Source organism: Rhodothermales bacterium (assembly GCA_034439735.1).
Taxonomy (GTDB): Bacteria; Bacteroidota; Rhodothermia; order Rhodothermales; family JAHQVL01; genus JAWKNW01.
On record JAWXAX010000077.1, the window covers coordinates 12,051 to 31,954 of the forward strand.

At 62.2% G+C, this 19,904-nt stretch carries 19 protein-coding genes; 16 read left to right on the forward strand and 3 right to left on the reverse strand.

What is annotated here, in order from left to right:
• Window positions 1–17: 17 nt before the first annotated feature.
• From SH809_06260 to SH809_06295, 8 genes are all read left to right on the forward strand, one after another.
• Window positions 18–1,310 carry a hypothetical protein gene (locus tag SH809_06260; GenBank protein ID MDZ4699287.1) on the forward strand — a complete coding sequence of 431 codons (1,293 nt, stop codon included), beginning with the start codon at window positions 18–20 and terminating at the stop codon, window positions 1,308–1,310.
• A complete protein-coding gene (locus tag SH809_06265) occupies window positions 1,307–2,137 on the forward strand; it encodes a glycosyltransferase family 2 protein (protein MDZ4699288.1) in 831 nt (276 codons plus the stop codon). Before SH809_06260 ends, SH809_06265 begins: the two co-directional genes overlap by 4 nt.
• 9 nt (window positions 2,138–2,146) lie before the next feature.
• Window positions 2,147–3,280 carry a glycosyltransferase family 4 protein gene (locus SH809_06270; GenBank protein ID MDZ4699289.1) on the forward strand — a complete coding sequence of 378 codons (1,134 nt, stop codon included), beginning with the start codon at window positions 2,147–2,149 and terminating at the stop codon, window positions 3,278–3,280.
• Window positions 3,277–4,560, forward strand: a complete 1,284-nt coding sequence (locus tag SH809_06275; GenBank protein MDZ4699290.1) for a glycosyltransferase family 4 protein — start codon at window positions 3,277–3,279, stop codon at window positions 4,558–4,560. The genes SH809_06270 and SH809_06275 overlap by 4 nt, the downstream gene beginning before the upstream one ends.
• 58 nt (window positions 4,561–4,618) lie before the next feature.
• Complete coding sequence (wecB, locus tag SH809_06280; GenBank protein ID MDZ4699291.1) at window positions 4,619–5,725, forward strand: UDP-N-acetylglucosamine 2-epimerase (non-hydrolyzing); 1,107 nt, start codon at window positions 4,619–4,621, stop codon at window positions 5,723–5,725.
• A gap of 419 nt (window positions 5,726–6,144) precedes the next feature.
• On the forward strand, window positions 6,145–7,188 hold the full coding sequence (locus SH809_06285; protein MDZ4699292.1) for a GDP-mannose 4,6-dehydratase: 1,044 nt from the start codon (window positions 6,145–6,147) through the stop codon (window positions 7,186–7,188).
• 49 nt (window positions 7,189–7,237) lie between these two features.
• Window positions 7,238–8,713: a hypothetical protein gene (locus SH809_06290; protein ID MDZ4699293.1), complete on the forward strand. Its 1,476-nt coding sequence runs from the start codon at window positions 7,238–7,240 to the stop codon at window positions 8,711–8,713.
• A 78-nt stretch (window positions 8,714–8,791) separates the two neighbouring features.
• Window positions 8,792–10,201: a nucleotide sugar dehydrogenase gene (locus tag SH809_06295; protein MDZ4699294.1), complete on the forward strand. Its 1,410-nt coding sequence runs from the start codon at window positions 8,792–8,794 to the stop codon at window positions 10,199–10,201.
• 119 nt (window positions 10,202–10,320) lie between these two features.
• Here SH809_06295 and SH809_06300 read toward each other — a convergent pair whose 3' ends face one another.
• The 3 genes from SH809_06300 to SH809_06310 form a co-directional block, all read right to left on the reverse strand.
• Window positions 10,321–11,850, reverse strand: a complete 1,530-nt coding sequence (locus tag SH809_06300) for an aminotransferase class V-fold PLP-dependent enzyme (GenBank protein MDZ4699295.1) — start codon at window positions 11,848–11,850, stop codon at window positions 10,321–10,323.
• A gap of 156 nt (window positions 11,851–12,006) precedes the next feature.
• A complete protein-coding gene (locus SH809_06305; protein ID MDZ4699296.1) occupies window positions 12,007–12,858 on the reverse strand; it encodes a hypothetical protein in 852 nt (283 codons plus the stop codon).
• Between the two features lie 40 nt (window positions 12,859–12,898).
• Entirely contained in the window at window positions 12,899–13,840 is a 942-nt protein-coding gene (locus tag SH809_06310; protein MDZ4699297.1) for a DM13 domain-containing protein, read from the reverse strand.
• 274 nt (window positions 13,841–14,114) lie between these two features.
• Here SH809_06310 and SH809_06315 point away from each other — a divergent pair, with 274 nt between their 5' ends.
• The 8 genes from SH809_06315 to SH809_06350 all read left to right on the forward strand — a co-directional run bounded on the left by SH809_06315 (window position 14,115) and on the right by SH809_06350 (window position 19,699).
• Complete coding sequence (locus SH809_06315; GenBank protein MDZ4699298.1) at window positions 14,115–14,804, forward strand: c-type cytochrome; 690 nt, start codon at window positions 14,115–14,117, stop codon at window positions 14,802–14,804.
• Between the two features lie 95 nt (window positions 14,805–14,899).
• Window positions 14,900–16,387 carry a biopolymer transporter TolR gene (locus SH809_06320; protein ID MDZ4699299.1) on the forward strand — a complete coding sequence of 496 codons (1,488 nt, stop codon included), beginning with the start codon at window positions 14,900–14,902 and terminating at the stop codon, window positions 16,385–16,387.
• A gap of 149 nt (window positions 16,388–16,536) precedes the next feature.
• A complete protein-coding gene (locus SH809_06325; GenBank protein ID MDZ4699300.1) occupies window positions 16,537–17,109 on the forward strand; it encodes a DinB family protein in 573 nt (190 codons plus the stop codon).
• A gap of 32 nt (window positions 17,110–17,141) precedes the next feature.
• Window positions 17,142–17,552: a hypothetical protein gene (locus SH809_06330; protein MDZ4699301.1), complete on the forward strand. Its 411-nt coding sequence runs from the start codon at window positions 17,142–17,144 to the stop codon at window positions 17,550–17,552.
• Window positions 17,553–17,698: 146 nt separating this feature from the next.
• On the forward strand, window positions 17,699–18,667 hold the full coding sequence (locus tag SH809_06335) for an NAD(P)-dependent alcohol dehydrogenase (GenBank protein MDZ4699302.1): 969 nt from the start codon (window positions 17,699–17,701) through the stop codon (window positions 18,665–18,667).
• A 58-nt stretch (window positions 18,668–18,725) separates the two neighbouring features.
• Complete coding sequence (locus SH809_06340; GenBank protein ID MDZ4699303.1) at window positions 18,726–18,938, forward strand: type II toxin-antitoxin system HicB family antitoxin; 213 nt, start codon at window positions 18,726–18,728, stop codon at window positions 18,936–18,938.
• Window positions 18,939–18,968: 30 nt separating this feature from the next.
• Complete coding sequence (locus tag SH809_06345) at window positions 18,969–19,259, forward strand: hypothetical protein (GenBank protein ID MDZ4699304.1); 291 nt, start codon at window positions 18,969–18,971, stop codon at window positions 19,257–19,259.
• Between the two features lie 38 nt (window positions 19,260–19,297).
• Complete coding sequence (locus SH809_06350; protein MDZ4699305.1) at window positions 19,298–19,699, forward strand: hypothetical protein; 402 nt, start codon at window positions 19,298–19,300, stop codon at window positions 19,697–19,699.
• The last annotated feature ends 205 nt before the right edge of the window (window positions 19,700–19,904 follow it).

Here is a 19,904-nt window from a genome sequence, read left to right on the forward strand (position 1 = left end):
TTGCCTTTCTCGACTTCATGGCTGCCTCCCCTGCGCCCGCCGTTCCGATAGGGGCCGCGTACTCTGATGTGCGCGGGATGTGGCTGCGCGGCCTGGTGTTTTTGATCGTCCTCCTGCAGCTGAATCAGCGGCCGGCCATGCTCCAGGCCTTTGGCGAGGTCGTCTTTCTCGCGGCCATGGGCGGCATGGCGCTGTTTGTCCTCCTCCGGTATCCCCTCACCATCACCCCGTCCAAGCGCTCGTTTATCGCGCTCAACGGGCTGTTCTGCTTCTACCTGCTGGTTCAAGGCCTTTTCCTTCAAACCGGCGATTCGTTTGCGGCGCTCAAGAACCTGGCCTTCGTGCTCGCAGCGTCGCTGGTGGTCCTGTTTGTCTCGGCCGCTCAGTGGACCACGATGCTCAAGGCCTTCGTCTATCCCGTACTCGCCCTCAGCGTTTCGTACGCCATCACGGCGTTCATGATGCTGGGGCTCGGCCGGCCGCTGCCCAGCCTGGAGCTCGTCTCTTTCGCCCTGGCGCAGGTGGATTCTCAGTACAACATGACGATCTACTTCCCACTTTCGCCGGCGCTCGGGCTTGGCGATGTGAAGGCCTTCGGCTACTCGCTCGCGCGCGCCACCGGGTATTACCGCGAACCCGGCATCTTCCAGGTGCTCGTTTCGATGAGCTTTTTTGGGCTCAACTACCTGGATATCCGTTTCAAGCGCATCTGGAAAGTGTTGCTGCTCGTCACGCTGCTGTTCACCTTCTCCACGGCCGGCTTCGGCGCCTTCATCGCCACCGCGTTCTGTTATTACGTGCTCGCCGGCCAGGGCGAAGGCAAGCGGTCGAAGTGGTGGGTGTCGCTGGTCGGCGCCGGCGCGCTGGTGCCGCTGGTGTTGTGGTTCGTGTTCACCGACAAGTCCTTCGGCCTGCTGCGCAAACTCCAGTTCGCCTCCGGCACCGTCCGTGTCGAACGCGCGTCGAACGCGATGGACTATTTCTTCGAGCGGCCGCTCGTGGGCGGCGGCTACATGCATCCGGATATCTCGAGCATCAACTTTGTTAGCGTCATCGGGCAGATCGGCGCCATCGGTGTCCTGCTCCTCGCGTTGTTGATCGTTATTCCTAACTGGAATTTGATCAAAAAGCGGGACCCTGTCCTCGTGTTGCTGGTACCTGGATTTCTGACCATGCTCGTCTCCCAGCCGCTGTTCGATAAGCCGCTTTTCTTTCTGACCCTGGCGCTCATCGTGGCGTATCCCCGCACCGATCCGCCCCGCCGGCCAGCCTGGTTAAAACCCGTCGAGCCGGCGCCCGAGACCCCATGAATCCCATTCGGTTCAGCCTCGTCACCGTCACCTACCAGGCCGCCGCGACGCTGGAGCGGACGCTGCGCAGCGTCCTCCGCCAGTCGCCGCCGCACGACATCGAGTACTGGATCGTAGACGGTGGCTCGACGGACGACACGCTCGCCATCGTAAAACGCCACGAAGCGCGCCTCGCGGGCTGGACGTCCGAGCCCGACCGGGGCATCTACGACGCGATGAACAAGGGCATCGCCCGCGCGACGGGCGACTGGGTGGGGATCGTGAATGCCGATGACTGGCTCGCGCCGGATGCGCTGGACGCCGTGGCCGAGGCCGTGCGGGAGGCGCCGGATGCCGGCGTCGTCGTGGGGGGGCTTGTCCGGGTTACGGAGGATGGGGAGATGGGCACCCATGTGCCGCCGCCGGCTCGCTTTTCCTGCCTCCAACCCAATAATCACCCGGCCACCTTCGTCCGCCGCGATGTCTACGAACGCCTCGGCGTATTTAATCTGGCCTATCCGATTTCGGCCGACCTCGAGTTTATCCTCCGGGCCCAGCGGTCGGCCGCCGTTCGTATCCTCACGACGCCGCATACGCTCGCCTACATGACCTCCGGCGGGGCCTCGTACGGCTTCCGTGGGATGCTGGAGTCGGTGGCCATCGAGCATGTGTACGCCGGCCCCATTAGCGCCGCACGGTTGCTGGCACGTAAATCGATTCAAAAGGGTCGCGCGATGGCGTTGAAACACCTCTTGCCGGCGCGCACATTTAAACGGCTACAGCAGGCCTGGTGGAGCCAGCGCCACGCCTCGGCCTACCGGTTGTCGGATGACGAACGGATCTTTTGACCTCGAACCATGCCCGAACTCGATCGAATCGACGCACCGAAGGTGCTTTTTGTGGGTCCGCTCCCCCCGCCCATCGGCGGCTATGCGGCGCTGTTCGAGGCGTTGATCGCGGCCTGGGCACAGCGAGCGGGGGTGGCGTATTCGGTAGTCAACACCTCGCCCGGGCGGATCAAAAGCCACCCTGGGATCGGGAGTGTGGTTGATGTGGTGCGCGGGTTCCGGATCGCGGTAAAGATGGTCCTCGCGGCACGCTCGCACGATGCGATCGTGTTCGTTACGACCACCGGTCTGTTTCAGCGATTGATGCCCGTCATCCGATTCGTGCGTCGCCGCTACCAGATTCCGTTCTTCCTCTGGTTCAGCGGCGGCGTGGTGCATGATGTCGTCCGCACCCTGCCGCCGGGGCGTCGGCGGCGCCTACTGGCGGACCTGCGGGCGGTCGAGGGCGTGATCGTCGAGACCCGGCAGGTCCTGGACGGTCTGCGTGCGCTGGGTGTCCTCCGGGTGACGGCAGTGCCCAATCCGCGCGTGGTGGACTGGTCGATGGTGCCCCCGCCGCGAAGCTCGCCGGCGGACCCCGCAGGGTTGCGACTCGTGTTTTTCTCTCGGATCGTCGAAGATAAGGGGATTTTTGTGTTGCTTGATGCCGTTGGCCGGGCAGCCGCTTCGGGCGTACCGGTGGCGCTGGACATCTTCGGTTCCATCGATCCCGATCTTGCGGCGACCTTCGACGCGGCCTGTCGCGACACCCCCGGCGCGCAGTATCGGGGCGTTTACCGCGGCGATGCGCCGGCGCTGTTGGCTGGCTACGACGCCGTAGTGTTACCCACCTGGTTTCCACGCGAGGGGCATCCGGGGGTGCTCGTCGAGGCCATGATGGCCGGCGTGCCCGTTGTGACGACACACCACATGGCTATTCCCGAGCTGGTGTCGGATGGCGTAAACGGATTGCTGGTGACGCCGAGGGACGCCGACGCCCTCGCCCGAGCCATTCAGCGACTGGCCGCGTACCCGGATGAGCGGTTCGTAATGGGCGCCGCGCATCGGAGCCGGCTCGCGCGGCACGATGCCGCGGAGGCGGCTGGCAAGCTTCTTGAAATGATCGAGCCCGAACGCAGCCGTGAGGTCGTAAACCGGGTATGAAGATCCTTTTTATCGGCAACAATTTCCCGCCGGAAACGGCGCCGCTCGCACAGCGATTGTACGAGCACGCCCGGCAATGGGTGGATGACGGTCATGCGGTTGTCGTCATGGCGGATGTCCCCAACTTCCCGGAGGGAGTCATATACCCCGGCTACCGGAACCGGTATTCCCGCGAGACGATGGACGGCATCGACGTCGTTCGCGTGCCGCTTTACGTTACTAAAAACGCCGGCACCCTGAAGCGGATTGCTAGCTTCATCAGCTTCATGATATCCGTCATCGGGTACAGCCGGAAGGTTCGTGCGCGGCCGGATGTAGTGGTGGCCAGTTCCCCGCAGTTTTTTTCGGCGATCGCCGGCCTGGTCGTCGCTCGCCTCAAACGAGCACCGTATGTGCTGGAGATTCGCGACCTCTGGCCGGAGTCGATTGTGGCGGTAGATGCGATGCCGCGGAATGCCATCATCCGATTTTTTGAGCGGATCGAGCGGTATCTGTACGTCAAGGCGGACCATATCGTCGTCGTCACCAACGCGTTCAAGCGGTTCATCGTCGATAAGGGGATCGACCCCGGCAAGATCACCGTGCTCAAGAACGGGGCGGATCTGGAGGCGTACGGCCGGCCGCTCGACGGATTGGAGCTAGAGCGGATCCGCGACGAGTTCGGTCTCCGCGGCAAATTCGTCGCGTCGTACATCGGGACGATCGGCATGGCGCATCGGGCCGACATCCTCCTGGAGGCGGCCCAGCAGTGCACGGACCCGGACATTGTCTTTCTGGTGATGGGCACCGGCGCCGAGCGCGACGCCCTGGCAGCTAGACAGACCGCGCTTCAGCTGCCCAATTTTCGCCTGATCGACAAACAGTCCCGGGAGCGTGTGGCGTATTTCCTCGCCCTTTCGGATGTGTGCGTCGTTCACCTGAAAGCGACGCCCCTGTTTCGCACCGTGATCCCTTCGAAATTGTTCGAGGCCATGGCCATGCGCAAACCGATCCTGCTGGGGGTAGAAGGAGAGTCCAAGGAGCTCGTCGAGGAGGCGGACGCCGGCATTGCGTTTACTCCCGAGGATGTGGCCGGGCTGGTGGCCGGCGTGGAACGACTCCGAAACGATACAGCCCTGTACCTGCGGCTGGCCACACACGGTCACGCTTACGTCCACCGCCACCACGATCGGCGCGAACTCGCGCGTCGGTACGCCGCGCTGCTCGGCGATGTAGCCGGTTCACCAATTCAACATGAAAAGTGCAACGTGCGAAATGAAAAAGTGCAAAATGCAAAATGAGGTTCTGCTTCCCAGAGAAACCTGCCAACCTGCCAACCTGTAACCTGCTCCCTGCCCCATGAAAGTCTTCAACGTCGTCGGCGCTCGCCCCAACTTCATGAAAATCGGGCCCTTACACCGCGCTTTTACACGCAGCGGGGTGTTCGAATCCGTTATCGTCCATACGGGGCAGCATTATGACGAGCGCATGAGCGATGTCTTTTTCACCCAACTCGGGCTGCCGAAGCCAGACATATTCCTCGGGGTGGGAAGCGGCACTCATGCGGCGCAGACCGCGCGGATCATGATCGCGTTCGAAGGGGCGTTGATGGAGCATCGGCCCGACCTCGTGCTCGTCGTGGGGGATGTGAATTCGACGGTGGCGTGTACCCTGGTGGCGGCCAAGTGCGGGGTGCCGGTAGCGCACGTCGAAGCCGGCCTGCGCAGTGGGGACCGCACCATGCCCGAAGAAATCAACCGCATCGTCACGGATAGCATTTCGGACTACCTCTTTGTCACCGAGCAGAGCGGGATGGATAACCTGCGGCGCGAGGGCGTGGCCGACGAAAAAGTGTTCATGGTGGGGAATGTGATGATCGATTCGCTGGTCCAATTTCGGGAAACCGCCTCCGCGAGCCCGATTATGGGCGAACTCGGTCTGAATCGGCGCGGGTTCATCTTGATGACCATGCATCGGCCGGCGAATGTGGACGATGAGGCCCAGCTTGTACTGGTCGTCGAGACCATCGAGCGCCTCTGCGCGGTTTCGGTGGTGGCCATGCCCATGCATCCCCGCACACGCGCACGGTTGGAAGCGACGGGCTTGATGGCCCGGCTCGACGCGCTCTCGAATCTGGTGCTGACCGACCCGCTGGGGTACCTCGAGTTTTTGCGGTTGATGGACAACGCGTCGATCGTCGTGACCGATTCCGGGGGAGTCCAGGAAGAAACTACCTACCTGCGGATTCCATGCCTCACCCTGCGTGATAACACGGAGCGGCCCGTTACGATCGAACTGGGCACCAACGAACTGCTCCCGCTCGACCCGGCCGTCATCCGGGCGCGGGTGGACGCCATCCGCGCCGGCCGGGCGAAACACGGGCGGGTCCCTCCCCTGTGGGATGGGAATGCGGCAAACCGTATCGTGGAGGTGCTGGAGCAGGTGTTTCGGCCGGCAATGTCATGACGAAACGGAAGCAGAGCCGGCCGGGGAAAAAACGACCCGCGTTGGGAGGAAGAAAAGGAAGTATCACACACGTAGAGGGGGGAAGCAACGGATGGGTGTACAAAGAAGTCCCCTGTGGGCTGGATCTCAAAAAAGGACCGATCCTTGATTGAGGAAGCGACCGTCATGAACCAGGCGTTTCCCTGTGTGTGTTCGACTACCGCCGGCGGTTCGCATCGTACATACAGGCAAATACTATTCAGCTTTTATCAAGAACCCGATTTCCGCGATACCTATTGAGGTGCTACGAAATCCACATTAACCTTCGTGTTTTGCCTGACTGAGAGTTGCTGACCGAAGTACGAGGCGACCGACTCCCTTTCGTCGCCGATTGCCTGGTCAGCCCTCAGGGGCAACTACGAATCTCAAATATTGTAATCATGAGATGTCTTATCACCGGAGGCGCCGGGTTCATCGGAAGTCACCTCGCCGACTATCTGCTTGCGCAGGGGCAGTATGTTCACATCATCGATAACCTGTCAACCGGCCGCCTCGAAAATGTAGATCATCTTCTTAACCACGACCGGTTCGAATCCACGATCGCCGACATTCTCGACTACAGCGAACTCGAAAAACAGATCTCCCGCTGCGACCACGTGTACCATCTGGCCGCGGCCGTGGGCGTCCGGCTCATTATGGAGCAGCCCGTCGAGACCATCGTAACGAACGTGCGAGGGACGGAGAATGTGCTGATGCTGGCGAGCCAGTACCGGAAGAAGGTGCTCGTGGCGTCTACTTCCGAGGTGTACGGCAAGTTGATGGAGACGAAGTCCGGCATCGAACGCCTGCGGGAAGACGACGACCTCACGATCGGCGCGACAAACAAGCGGCGCTGGGCGTACGCCTGCTCCAAGACGATCGACGAATTCCTCGCGCTCGCTTACAGCGATGAGAAGAAACTCCCGGTCGTGGTCACCCGATTCTTCAATACCGTCGGGCCCCGGCAGACGGGCCGTTACGGTATGGTGATCCCGAACTTCGTGCAGCGCGCCCTGGCCAACGAGCCCATTCAGGTATTTGGCGACGGGGAGCAGTCCCGCTGCTTCACGTACGTCGGCGACGCCGTCCGCGCGATCGTCCAGCTCATGCAGACGCCGTCTGCCGAAGGTCAGGTGTACAACATCGGCGGCCATGAAGAAATCACGATGAACGAACTCGCCCGCCGCGTGAAACGCATCGCGGGAAGCTCATCAGCGATTCAGCACATCCCGTACGAGCAGACGTACGGTCCGGGCTTCGAGGACATGCGCCGGCGCACGCCGGACATCTCCAAGCTTAGTGCCGCCATCGGGCATACGCCGACCTACACGACGGACGATATCCTGCACGAAGTCGTCCGCCATTTCCGGAACGCCGGCAAGCCCACGCATGCGGTTCCAGTGAAACAACCCGCAACGAAAACTTTGACGCCTGTAGCGCTGTAAAACGGCGTCAACCGAGCGCGCTCTTCAATCGCACCCCGAGGATATTCCCATGACGCAGCCCGACGCGCTCATGCCAGCCGGATTCACCGTACCAGACCTGCTCTGGTTCAGTGGCGTGTTCGCCTTCCTGGCGACCCTCCTGGCTACGCCGGTCGTCATCCGGCTCGCGCATCGTCAGCAGTGGGTGGCGAAACCCAGGGCGGACCGCTGGCACGAAAAGCCGACGGCGTTGATGGGAGGCATCGCGATGTATGCCGGCGCTGGGCTCTGCCTGCTGGGCATGACGGCCCTCTCGTTGCCGTGGTCGATCTGGCTCGGCGCCACCATCATGTTTGTCACGGGGCTTGTCGATGATCTGGTCACCATCCGGCCGCTTACCAAGCTGGCCGCCCAGGTGGTCGCCGCCGGCGTGATGGTGCTGGATGGGTTCACCTTCGGCGCCGGCTGGCCCGTTTGGGCGTCGGTGCCGGTGACGTTTTTGTGGTTGATCGGCGTCACGAATGCCCTCAATCTCCTCGATAACATGGACGGCCTCGCCGCCGGCATCGCGGGTGTCGCTTCGCTCGTCCTGGCGATCCTGTTCAGCCTCGGCGGGGACCTTGTCGGTTTTGGGGCCGCCACCGCGCTGGCTGGCGCCACGGCCGGCTTCCTGGTATTCAATTTTAAGCCGGCGCGCATCTTCATGGGCGACAGCGGCAGCCTCTTTCTCGGCTACATGATCGCCGGCCTGAGCCTGCTCACCCAGTCGGACACCGCCGGCATGCCGCCACTCGCCGTGGTGCTGGTAAGCGCGCTCGTGCTGGCCATCCCCATCTTCGATACGACGCTGGTGACGATCGTCCGCAAGAGCAACGGCCGGGCGGTGTCGCAGGGTGGGCGGGACCACAGTTCGCATCGGCTGGTGTTTCTCGGGCTCTCCGAACGCCGCGCCGTCGTTACGTTATATGCTTTCGGATTTATATGCGGGATGGGCGCCCTCGGCGCGTATCTCCTGGACATCCGGATATTTTACGGGCTGGCCCTAGTGCTGGTGGCCTCGCTTGTAACGCTCGGCATCTACCTCGGCCGCATCAACGTCTATGGCTCGGCGCTGCCGCAGCGTTCGGTCGCTGTAAGCGACCACATCCTGGTAGTTCCTCCGACCGTAATCGTCCGCCCGGAGCGGGAGTACGGAGAACGCGCCCTCCTGTATGGGGCCGGCGACGCCGGCGTCTCGACCCTCCAGGAGCTGCGTCAACACCCCGAATGGGGCCTCGAGCCCATCGGGTTTATCGATGACGATCCCCTCAAACTGGGCACAACGATTCTCGGCCTCCCGGTCGTGGGCTCTTTTCGGGATCTCCATCGTATCATCTCGGCAAAACGGCCCGGCGCCGTACTGATCACCGCGTTCGACATGACACTGGCGCGCCGTGCGGAAATAAGCGCCGCTTGCGCCCATCTGGGGGTGCCATGTCGCGATGCGTATAGCGGTTCACATACGCTTGCCGAGCAGGCAAATCACACGATGGCCGTCGATTTCTAGATCGCCGGCCGGCAACCGCCTCACCAGCGGCGGCCGCACATCATCTCTGGTTATAACGCACAGGTTCGAGGTATAACTATGCCTGCGAAAATCGCTGAATTCACGCAATCCAATGTTTCCGTTCCTAAAATGGGTCATGCCCGCGATCTCTGGGAAAAGCTCGAGACCCGACAGGCCCGTATCGGCGTCGTCGGTCTGGGATATGTCGGCCTGCCGCTTGCGGTCGAATATGCGCAGCGGGGCTTCCCGACGCTCGGCATCGACCTGAACCGGGAACGCGTGCTGCGGCTCAACGCCGGCGCGAACTACATCCAGGACATCGACGACGCCTCGATCAAGACGATCGTTGAAAGCGGGACGTTTGTCGCCGAGGACGATTTCTCTGCTTCCGGTACGGTTGATGTCTTCTTCATCTGCGTCCCGACGCCCGTCACGGCGCACAAGGATCCCGATACCTCCTATATCTCCTCGGCCGCCCAGGCGATCGCGGCGCACATCCGCCCTGGTCAGCTTATCATCCTGAAAAGCACCACGTACCCGGATACGACGGAAGGCCTCGTCAAGCCGATCCTGGAGAAGGAGGCGGCGAAGCATGGCATGCAACTCGGGGTAGACTTCTTCCTGGCCTTCAGCCCGGAACGCATCGACCCGGGCAATACGCAGTTTACGACGGCCAACACGCCGATCGTCGTCGGCGGCGTGACGCAGGCATGCACCGAGTTAGCCTGCATGGCCATGAAGCAGGTGGTGGCCCACGTCCATCCGGTATCGAGCCCGAAGGTGGCCGAGATGGAGAAGCTGCTGGAGAACACGTTCCGGTCGGTCAACATTGCCCTGGTGAATGAACTTGCCCGGCTGTGCGACCGAATGGGCGGGATTTCGATCTGGGAGGTCATCGAGGCGGCGGCCACAAAGCCGTTCGGCTACATGCCGTTTTTCCCCGGCCCCGGCCTTGGCGGGCATTGCATCCCCATCGATCCCTATTACCTCTCGTGGCTGGCGCGGCGGTACGACTTCGAGACGAGCTTCATCACGCTGTCCGCCCGGATTAACGAAGAGATGCCCTTTTATGTCCTCGACGCCGTCATCCGGTGTCTGGCGCACCAGCCGGTGCGTATGGAGGACGCGAAGATCCTCATCCTGGGCGTTGCGTTTAAAAAAGACGTGGACGATATCCGGCACTCGCCGGCGCTGAAAGTCATCGAACTCCTTTACAACAAGGGGATCACGCACATCGAATACAGCGACCCGCATGTGCCGGCGCTCCGCGTGGAGACGGGGAAGGGCGACCTCGAGATGAAATCGATCCCCCTCTCCGAGTCGATGCTCCAGCGTTACCAGGCCGTCGTCATCCTCACGCAGCACAGCGCCTTCCCCTACGCCATGATTGCCGAACACGCCCGCGCCATCGTCGACACCCGCAACGCCATGCAGCACATCCCGCACAACCGGGATAAGGTGATGCTGCTGGGCGGCGGAGAGTTTTGAAAAGTGTAAAGTGTAAAGTGTAAAGTGGAAAGTGAAAAGTGAAAAGTGAAAAGTGAAAAGTGAAAAGTGAAAAGTGGAATGTGAAAAGTGAAAAGTGAACCGGTTCTGCTAAAGACTTTTCACTTTTCACTTTCCACTTTACGATTAAACCATCCTTCAACCTGTTCCCGGTCGTACGCGTCGTCCTTGTGGAGGAATTCGTTGCTGGAGCATACATACGTATAGTCGGCCTTCCAGGCATCGATCCGTTTGACGATGGTGTCGATGGCGTCCAGGATGTAGTCGAGCCGGGCGTTTGTCAGCGTGGGATGGAGGGAGAGGCGGACCCAGCCCGGTTTGGCGGACAGGTCGTGGTGGTTGAGGATCTGGTCGAGAATGGCGTTGGACATGTCCTGGTCTACATGGAGCAGGTAGTGGCCGTACGTGCCGGCGCACGAGCAGCCACCGCGCACCTGGATGCCGAATCGGTCGTTGAGGAGGCGGACGATGAGGTTGTAGTGGATGCCTTCCACGTAAAACGAGACGATCCCGAGCCGGTCCTCGACGGCGTCGGCGAGGATGTGGAGGCCCGGGATGGCTCGGAGCCGGCGGAAGGCCGTCGCGAGCAGCTCCTGCTCACGCGCATGGATGGCTTCGACGCCCATCTCCTCCTTGAGACGTACGGCCAGCGCGGCGCGCATGGTTTGCAGGAACGCCGGCGTCCCACCATCTTCGCGGGCTTCGATGTCCTCGATGAAGCTATGCACGCCCCAGGGGTTCGTCCAGTTCACCGTGCCCCCGCCCGGGTGGTCCGGCACGCGGTTGCGGTAAAGCCGTTTGGTGAAGATGAGCGCGCCCGGCGTACCGGGGCCCCCGAGGAATTTATGGGGGGAAAAAAAGACGGCATCGAGCGCGGCCATCGGGTCGGCGGGGTGCATGTCGATGGCGACATAGGGGGCCGAGGCGGCAAAATCCACGAAACAGTAGCCGCCGTGTTCGTGCATGATCCGCGCGAGGTCGTGATACGGCGTCGTTATGCCTGTCACGTTCGAACAGGCCGTAAACGAGCCGATGAGCAGCGGCCGGCCGGTATAGGTGACGATGAGACGGCGGAGAGATTCCGGGTCGACGAGGCCGGCGTCGTCCGACGGCAAGACCACCACGTCGGCGAGCGACTCCATCCACGAGGTGTGGTTCGAGTGGTGCTCCATGTGGGTGACAAAAACCACTGGCCGCTCCTCGGTGCGCAGCGTGACGCGCGGCAGGACGAGATCCGGCACCCGCAGCCCCAGGATGCGCTGGAATTTGCTAATCGCGCCCGTCATGCCCGAGCCGGACATGATGATGGCGTCGTCCGGGCCGGCGTTGACGTGGGCTTTGAGGATCCGCTGCGCCTCGTGGTAAGCGCGGGTCATCGTGGTGCCGGTGACGCTGGATTCCGTGTGGGTATTGCCCACCATGGGGCCGAAGAGGTCGAGCATGTGCTCCTCGATGGGCCGGTAGAGCCGGCCGCTGGCCACCCAGTCCGCATACACGAGCGGCATCGTGCCATAGGGCGACTCAAACGTGGCGTCGTCTCCGACGATGCGTTCGCGAAAACGCGCAAAATGGGATTCGAGCGCGCTGTCGGGGCGCGGCGTCTCCAGTGTGGGCAGGTCGTGTAACGACATCGGTTACGTAGATCGGCTGGGTGGGGTCGGGCAGATGAAGATACGATACGACGTGCTTCGAGGCACCCCTGGCGCGGTATCGCCCCTTTGTCATGCGCCTTTCGTTCCAACGGATGCCCCACGATGAAGGCCTGGACCGATGTTGACCGCTTTAGGCTATCGGCGCAGATAAACGCCGGCTCGATAGGCCGGCGCCGACAGGATATTTTGCCCGCGGGTGGCGCCCTCGATCGAGACCGACACCCCCATGGTACCGCTCAACGCAACCGCCAGTTCGAAGGCGTACACGAGATACCGCTGATTATTGCCGTATAGCCCACCTGTGCCACCCTGCGTTTCGTCGTCGCCATTGCGGAGAGGTTCCAGGCCGCGAAGCCGAGCGATGAGGGTCAGTTTTTGGGCGACGGTGTAGCCGGCTTCGGCGTCGAAGCGGAATTCATCCGAAAACCCCTGCGTACGGTTGTTGAAGCCAGCCTGGACGGCCGCGTAGGCCGGCGCCGGGTAAAAAGAATGACCGATTCCCAGGGAAAGCGTCTGGTTAAATTCCCCATCCCCGGTATACAGCCCGTTTGCATGCCCGGTATCGCCCAGGGGGATGCCCGCCATCAGGCTGGCGCTGGCCACGGTGTTGCCGATCTGGAAGAGTCCGATGCGGACACCGAGATCGGCGTCGGCGATGCGGGTGGTTTCGGCGCCCTCGAAGAACTCCGCGCCGGTTTCACGGCCGATCTGCCGGTTCAGCGTGAGCCGCTGGAGGAAGGGAAGGTAGGCGACTCCGGTGATGCGGTCTGAAAATCCGTGCTCGCCGTAGAGACTGAAGGTGTAGTCTGCCAGCGTGGGGATGGCGATGCGATTCCCGTTCGGCTCGTAGTAGCGGTTGGCGCGGACGAATCCGAAGCCGAATTTATAGTAGCCCTGTCCCCGTTTTTGTGTCCACGGGCCGGCCGAGGCGTCGCCAATCGAAAGGGATAGGAAAATAACGAGCAGGAGGAGACGTTGCAGGTGCATGGTTCTGCCAGCGAGATAAAGCGTGAACGCGTTCGAAGTCCTACAACCGCGCAAACCCGAAGGTCACGTTAAATGGTTTGCAGTGGATGATCACATAGTCGAAATCGGAGATGGTGGTGCCCGCAGGCAGCACGTACGTCTGCGCGCCGCGGGTCGACTGCAGCGCGCCCACTTCCAGGCTGCCGGCATTCACCGAACTGGCGGACGAGAGGTAGACGTACAAATCGGGGCCGTTGCTGCTCACAAAGGTATCGCCGAAGCGGAGTTGCAACCCGCCTTCTGGTCGTGGTTCCAGGAAGGCGGCCCCGGCTACATTGTATCCCGTGCCCGGCCGGGGCTGGAAGCTGCCACTGCGAGAGGGTGCCAGCACCGCGAGCTGCGCCGGCGCGCTCTCGACGCCATCGACCGTGGCCACGATGGCGACGGCGCCGGGCGCGATGCCAAGCACGTTTCCGGAAGCGTCGATCGTGGCGATGGCCGTGTCGGATGTGCGCCACTCGACCGTAAGGCCGGTGAGCGCCTCGTCGAGCACGTTAAACACCTGGGCCGTGAAGCGCAGTCCTCTTCCGACCGTCACGCTTGTATCGGCCTGATTAATACGCACCTCCGCCACTTCATTCGGATCGCCGACGACCGTCAGCAGCGCTTCGTCGCTCTGAATGCCATGCGCCGTGGCAACGATCCGCGCCTGCCCCGTTCCGACGCCCGTGGCGACCCCGTTTTCGCCGATGGTGGCCACGGTAACATCGGAAACCGTCCAGACGATCGGCGCCGAAACAGCCGCACCGGTGCTGTCGAAATAGGTAGCCTCATACGCGAGCGTCTCCCCGACTACGATGGCCTCTGTGACGGGGGTCAGGGCGATGTATGGGTCGGCGAACTCGATCGCCTCGTTGAGGAAGTCGGTGCCGATGCAGCCGGCCAGGAGGCATAGCGGCAACAGTGCTGATACCAACCAGCGGGGAATGTGACGTGTAGGCATGCGGCAATGTCGTAGGGTGAGACGACTCCAAGGTACGCAGCCCCTCCTTTTCGATGAATCACAAAAGCATAACATCGAGAGGGTTACGCGGGCATCGAAGGCACCGGAATCAGACCTGCTGTTCGTGAGCGTGGTCATGGCTGTCAATTGGAGTACATTCGAGGTTAATTGCGCGTCACACCACCCACGCGCCTGATCCATAACCTGTCGAAGCATCTGGCGCGATCGGCCCCTGGCTGAGCGAACGGGGGCTTTTACGCATTCGTGTGATCATATGCGACTCTTCTCCTTTGTCGCTGTCGTGTGGGTGTCTTCCACCACGATGACTCTCGAAGCTGCCGGGCAAGCGGCCCCGGGCGCACTCCCTCCTGGCGTGACCATGGCGATGGTCGAGCAAGGCGGCGCGCTGTTTCATGGGCGCGGCATGTGTGCCAACTGCCATGGGGAAGGCGCCACGGGGGTGCTGGGGCCGGATCTGACGGATGCGGACTGGCTCCAGGCGAAGGGCAGCTACCTCTCCATCATGCAGGTTGTGCTCACGGGCGTCTCGGAGGCGCAATCCTCGCGAAATCTCGTTATGCCCCCGCGCGGCGGCGGGGCGATCGACGATGTGGACGTCCAGGCCGTGGCGGCGTATGTCTGGAGGCTCAGCCACCCGGCCGACCCGTTACCCGCCGGCATGTCCGACGCGCTCGTGGATCGGGGTAACCGAGTGTTTCACGGCGCCGGCAAATGCGTTACGTGCCACGGCGACGACGCTTCGGGTGAACGCGGCCCGGATCTAACGGACTCCGACTGGCTCCACGCCAAGGGGAGCTACCTGGAGATCGTGCGCACGATCGCAGCCGGCGTCCCCCTCGAACGCGCCACGCGAGGTGTTCCAATGCCACCCAGAGGCGGCTCGAACCTGAATCCAGATGAAGTTCATGCCGTCGCGGCGTATGTGTGGCATGTAAGCCGTTAGGGGAGGTAAAGTGCGCGGATTGGAATAGTTCGCCCTATTTTGTAAGCTGGTGAGTCCAATCGGATTTTCATCCACCCATCATCCCGGGCACACCCATGCGCGTCTCCCGCCTCTGTCTCGTCGTTATGCTCTCCATCGCCGCCTGCGCCGGGCCCGACCTCGGGATGTTCGACGGTCAGTCCGATGTCGGCGCCGTGAAGATCGCCGGGGCGGTCGATTTTGATGAGGCCGCCGGCGCCTATACCCTGGTCGGCGGCGGCACGGACCTCTGGGCGGACAACGACGAATTCCTGTTCCTCTGGAAGAAGATTCCGATCGGAGACCTCACCCTGGCGGCGGACATCGAGATCGTCGGCGACACGGGTAACCCCCACCGCAAGGCCGTGGTGATGGTCCGCCAGGACCTGGACCAAAACTCCGCGTACGCGAGCGCGGCGCTCCACGCGAACGGCCTGACCGCCCTTCAGCACCGGCCGACAAAAGGGGGGCTCACGTCCGAAGTGATCGCGAACATCCGGGGGCCCCGGCGCTTGCAGATAGCGCGGGAAGGTGATGTGCTCTACATGGCGTTCGTGGCCGGCGAAGAGCCGCTCCAACCGGCCGGCGGTTCGTTCAAGATCCCCTTTGTCGATTCCGTCTATGTTGGCTTCGGCGTCAGCTCACACAACAACGACACGACGCAGACGGCCGTGTTCCGAAACGTCGCGCTCAATACCACCCTGCCGCCGGCCGCCGGCGAGCCACGCATCGAAAGCACCCTCGAAATTATCCCCATCGCCGCTTACACGGATCGCCGGGTGGTGTACCGAGCGATGGAGCGATTCGAGGCCCCCAACTGGTCGCCCGACGGATCCTATCTCCTCTTTAACATGAACGGCGGGTTGTACACGATCCCTCCCACGGGCGGCGAGCCCACCCAGATCGTCCTCGATCCTCCCATCCGCGCCAACAACGACCATGGCATCACGCCGGACGGCCAGACGCTCATCATCAGCGGCGTGGGCCCGGGGCATGAGTCTTCCAAAATCTATACGTCGCCCATCGCGGGCGGCACGCCGAAGCTGATCACCCCGCTGGAGCCGTCGTACTGGCACGGCGTATCGCCCGATGGGCAGACCCACGTGTACTGCGCGCTTCGTAACGGCAATTACGACGTCTATTCAATGCCGATCGGCGGGGGCCGCGAGCGCCGGCTGACGACAGCCGATGGCCTGGACGACGGGCCCGAATACTCGCCCGACGGGCAGTGGATCTACTTCAACTCGGTCCGCACCGGCACCATGCAGATCTATCGTATGCGCCCGGATGGGTCCGACCAGCAGCAGCTCACGTTCGACGACTACAACGACTGGTTCCCCCACATCTCGCCGGACGGCCGGAATATGGTTTTTGTCTCCTTCGAGCCCGGCGTCGAAGGCCACCCCGCCTACCACGACGTGCTGCTGCGCATGATGCCGGCCGAAGGAGGCGAACCCGTCACCATCGCGAAGTTGTTCGGTGGGCAGGGGACGATCAACGTTAATTCGTGGTCCCCGGATAGCAAAGAGTTCGCCTTTGTGAGCCACCGCCAGGTGAGGCGTTGAACGGTAACGCGTTGAACGTTTGTCCGTTGAGCGTGAAGGCGATACATCCCATCGCTAATCGTTTATCCGCTATTCATGCGAATCAGGAGTTGAATCGCATGTTCTGGCGCTGGCAGTCGTTGCAACTCTTACCCTATTCTGAAGGCGCTATGGAAACACGAGAAATCATCCTCCCTCGTCCTGCACCGAACGAATATTCTCCGATCTTCGAGGCCGAAATTGCGCTCGTTCCTGATGGTACCGCGTTCTGCGGCCTGCTGGCCGCTCAATTAGAGGAAACCCGGTCCCTGATTACAAGCTTAGGCGAAGATGCCGCCGGGCTGCGTTATGCACCGGGGAAGTGGACGGTGCGCGAGACGGTGGGGCACCTCGCCGACTGCGAGCGGGTGCTCAGCTACCGGATGCTGCGCTTCCTGCGCGGAGACGCGACCGTTCTGAGCGGCTTCGATCACAACGCCTACGTTCCAGCGGGGCAATTTGAAGCACGCTCGCTGGCCTCCGTGTTCGAGGAGTTTCGCGCGGTCCGTGGCGCGACGATCGCGCTCATCGACAGCACGCCCGCGGAGGCTTTCGAGCGGGGCGGGGTGGTGGGTAGCAGCAGGATCACGGCGAGAGCGCTTGCGTATCTGATCGCAGGACACGAGCGGCATCATCAGGAGCTCCTACGGACGCACTACCTGCCAGCGTTGTTGGAGCGCGAGGGCGGCAGTCAACGCCGGTAGCGAGGGCGCACATCCCAACAGCTTCTATGCACGTGCACGAAATCACAGACGCCGATCGCAGGTTCCGCTATGACGTTGAGGCATTTGCGGTGTCACCCGCGGCCTTCAACCACGAGGCCCACGTACGGCTGGCCTACGTCTACCTCGCGGAAGCTGACGTTGAATCTGCTGTCCAGCGGATGCGGGATGCCCTATTGGCGTTCCTCGATCATCATAACCTGCCACTCGCCAAGTTTCACGAGACGCTCACCCGGTCGTGGATCCTCGCGTTAAGGCACTTCATGAACAAGGCCGGCAGTGAATCGGCCACGGACTTCATCGCGCGGCACCCGGAACTGCTCGACGCCGGGATTATGCTCACGCACTATTCCGCGCAGGCTCTCTTCTCCGATGAGGCTCGGTCGGCGTTTGTCGAGCCCGATCTGGATCCGATTCCGTGGTAGGTCGGCCCCATCTTACATTGACTTCGCGGCTCGACGCCCAGAAGTGAAGGGCGTTTGTGGGTGACGATATATCGCCCGCACCTTTCTCGTCCACCCTATCGTAGGGGGCCACACGCCCACCGACAATGATCAACCCCCCGCTGTGTATGAAAGCCGCCATCTACACCACCTACGGTCCCCCCGAAGTCGTCACCATTGCCGAAGTCCCCACGCCCGTCCCGGGGGATGACGAAGTCCTGATCCGCATCCGCGCGACCACCGTCTCGACGGCCGACTGGCGGGTGCGTAGCCTGTCGCTCCCGGCCGGTTTCGGGCTCCTGGCGCGGCCAATTTTCGGCTTCACAAAGCCCCGCCAGCCGATCCTGGGCACCGAGCTGGCCGGCGATGTCGCGGCCGTCGGGAAAAACGTCACCCGATTCAAGGTTGGCGACGCCGTGTTTGCCTATCCAGGGAGTAAGATGGGGTGCCATGCCGAATACCGTTGCCTCCCCGAGGATGCCCCGATCACCCGTAAACCACCCAATCTGACGTACGAAGAGGCGGCCACCCTGTCGTTCGGGGGAACGACAATGCTGGATTTCTACCGCCGGGCAGGCCTCAAGGCAGGGGATCGTGTGCTCGTCAACGGGGCTTCGGGCACCGTGGGCATCGCGGCGGTCCAGCTGGCGCGGCACGCCGGCGCCGAGGTCACGGCCGTCTGTGGGGGGCGTAGTGAGGAGCTGGTAATGTCTCTCGGAGCCACCCAGATCATCGACTATACGAAGGAGGATTTCACCCGGAACGGTCGGCGGTATGATGTTATCGTGGACACCGTGGGTACCGCGCCCTACGCGCGGTGCAAGGGCTCGCTTGCGGCCGGCGGCCGGCTCCTGGTCATCCTGGGAGGGCTCGGCGCGTTGCTGGCCGCGCCGTTTGTCTCGATGACGAGCGACAAAAAAGTCATCGCCGGCCCCGGGGCCGAGCGCCGCGAGGACATCGAGCAGCTGGCGGGGCTGGCAGAAGCCGGCGTGCTAAAACCCGTCATCGACCGCACGTATCCGCTCGACCAGATCGTCGAGGCGCATCGGTATGTCGATTCCGGACGCAAGCAGGGGAGTGTGGTGGTGGTGGTATAGAGAACTTTTGGACGATTTGGGCATGAGAACGGAAGTCTAACAGACCGTGACTGTTGCAATGAAATATCTCATCGTGATCGAGCCAACACATACGGGATTTTCCGCGTACTCGCCGGATCTACCCGGGTGTGTTTCGACGGGTGATACCATACCCGAAGTGGAGCGAAACATGCGCGAGGCCATCGCCTTTCACGTGGAAGGCCTTCAACGCGAAGGTCTGCACGTGCCCGAACCTTCGAGTGTGTCTCGTTATGTCGAAATCGCGGCGTAGGATGATCGTTCACGCGTATCGCCTCCCCCCATGCGTACCGGCTTTCTGGTAGTGCTCGTCCTCCACGGACTCATCCATGTTATGGGCTTTGCGAAAGCCTTCGGGTACGCGGAGATTCCCGCGTTGACGCTCCCCATTTCGCGAGGCCAGGGGGTGTTGTGGCTCCTCGCCGGCCACACCATGTTACTCACGGCCGGCTGCCTCGTCCAGGCACCGCGACTCTGGGGCAGCGTCGGACTCCGGGCCGTGGTGAAGGGAAGTGGCATCCTGCGGCCGGCGCGTATACATACATCGAGATGGAACTGGTGGACTGGCGGGTGAATGAGTACTGAACGACAACACGATCGATTTCTAATCCTATGGAAAAACGCGCCAAAGACAACCCCTGGCTCTTGAAAACGCCGCCCCAGACGGCCGATTACCAGATGTACGTCGACTCCAAAGACGGGAAGGAAATCATCGTCTGCACCGTGGGCACAACGGTGCTGCACTACGACTACCGGTGCCTGGCGGACCTCCACGCCATGCTCAAACATCACGGCGACTGGATGGAGCTCGGCAGCAAGGACGAGAAGCAGGAGACGACCCCCGGCACCGTCGAACACTGGGGCCGCTCGCCGGACAACCCGGTTGGCGGCTGGTACGGGCTCAAGAAAGGCTTTCGCGGTCGCTTCGGGATGTACGTCCCCCCGCTGATGGAGGCGCTGGGCCTGGCGGAGGTGGAGCACAACGCGCGCAACAATCGGATGCGGGAGAAGTAGCGGGTTAGGGTTGGCGGGATTCCTGGGCCCTCGTTTTAAGACCAGTGCGAATCAGGAGTTCAAGCCGTATCAAATCAATCAATCTGACTGGCATTCCCCCCTTTCCTCGTCTTCCCCAACTCGATTGGGGATCCATAGGCGGCTGATCGCATGCAGTCGGGCCTCATGGGGGCTGAAGGAAAATAGGAGCACCAATCTATTCAAG

Bases quoted from the DNA above. Each gene is read 5' to 3' on its own strand.
- SH809_06315 (MDZ4699298.1), top strand. From the start codon at position 14,115: ATGCGACTCTTCTCCTTTGTCGCTGTCGTGTGGGTGTCTTCCACCACG.
- SH809_06305 (MDZ4699296.1), bottom strand. From the start codon at position 12,858: ATGCACCTGCAACGTCTCCTCCTGCTCGTTATTTTCCTATCCCTTTCG.
- SH809_06335 (MDZ4699302.1), top strand. From the start codon at position 17,699: ATGAAAGCCGCCATCTACACCACCTACGGTCCCCCCGAAGTCGTCACC.
- SH809_06285 (MDZ4699292.1), top strand. From the start codon at position 6,145: ATGAGATGTCTTATCACCGGAGGCGCCGGGTTCATCGGAAGTCACCTC.
- SH809_06300 (MDZ4699295.1), bottom strand. From the start codon at position 11,850: ATGTCGTTACACGACCTGCCCACACTGGAGACGCCGCGCCCCGACAGC.
- SH809_06340 (MDZ4699303.1), top strand. From the start codon at position 18,726: ATGAAATATCTCATCGTGATCGAGCCAACACATACGGGATTTTCCGCG.
- wecB (MDZ4699291.1), top strand. From the start codon at position 4,619: ATGAAAGTCTTCAACGTCGTCGGCGCTCGCCCCAACTTCATGAAAATC.
- SH809_06325 (MDZ4699300.1), top strand. From the start codon at position 16,537: ATGGAAACACGAGAAATCATCCTCCCTCGTCCTGCACCGAACGAATAT.
- SH809_06290 (MDZ4699293.1), top strand. From the start codon at position 7,238: ATGACGCAGCCCGACGCGCTCATGCCAGCCGGATTCACCGTACCAGAC.
- SH809_06350 (MDZ4699305.1), top strand. From the start codon at position 19,298: ATGGAAAAACGCGCCAAAGACAACCCCTGGCTCTTGAAAACGCCGCCC.
- SH809_06310 (MDZ4699297.1), bottom strand. From the start codon at position 13,840: ATGCCTACACGTCACATTCCCCGCTGGTTGGTATCAGCACTGTTGCCG.
- SH809_06295 (MDZ4699294.1), top strand. From the start codon at position 8,792: ATGCCTGCGAAAATCGCTGAATTCACGCAATCCAATGTTTCCGTTCCT.
- SH809_06260 (MDZ4699287.1), top strand. From the start codon at position 18: ATGGCTGCCTCCCCTGCGCCCGCCGTTCCGATAGGGGCCGCGTACTCT.
- SH809_06270 (MDZ4699289.1), top strand. From the start codon at position 2,147: ATGCCCGAACTCGATCGAATCGACGCACCGAAGGTGCTTTTTGTGGGT.
- SH809_06320 (MDZ4699299.1), top strand. From the start codon at position 14,900: ATGCGCGTCTCCCGCCTCTGTCTCGTCGTTATGCTCTCCATCGCCGCC.
- SH809_06265 (MDZ4699288.1), top strand. From the start codon at position 1,307: ATGAATCCCATTCGGTTCAGCCTCGTCACCGTCACCTACCAGGCCGCC.
- SH809_06345 (MDZ4699304.1), top strand. From the start codon at position 18,969: ATGCGTACCGGCTTTCTGGTAGTGCTCGTCCTCCACGGACTCATCCAT.
- SH809_06275 (MDZ4699290.1), top strand. From the start codon at position 3,277: ATGAAGATCCTTTTTATCGGCAACAATTTCCCGCCGGAAACGGCGCCG.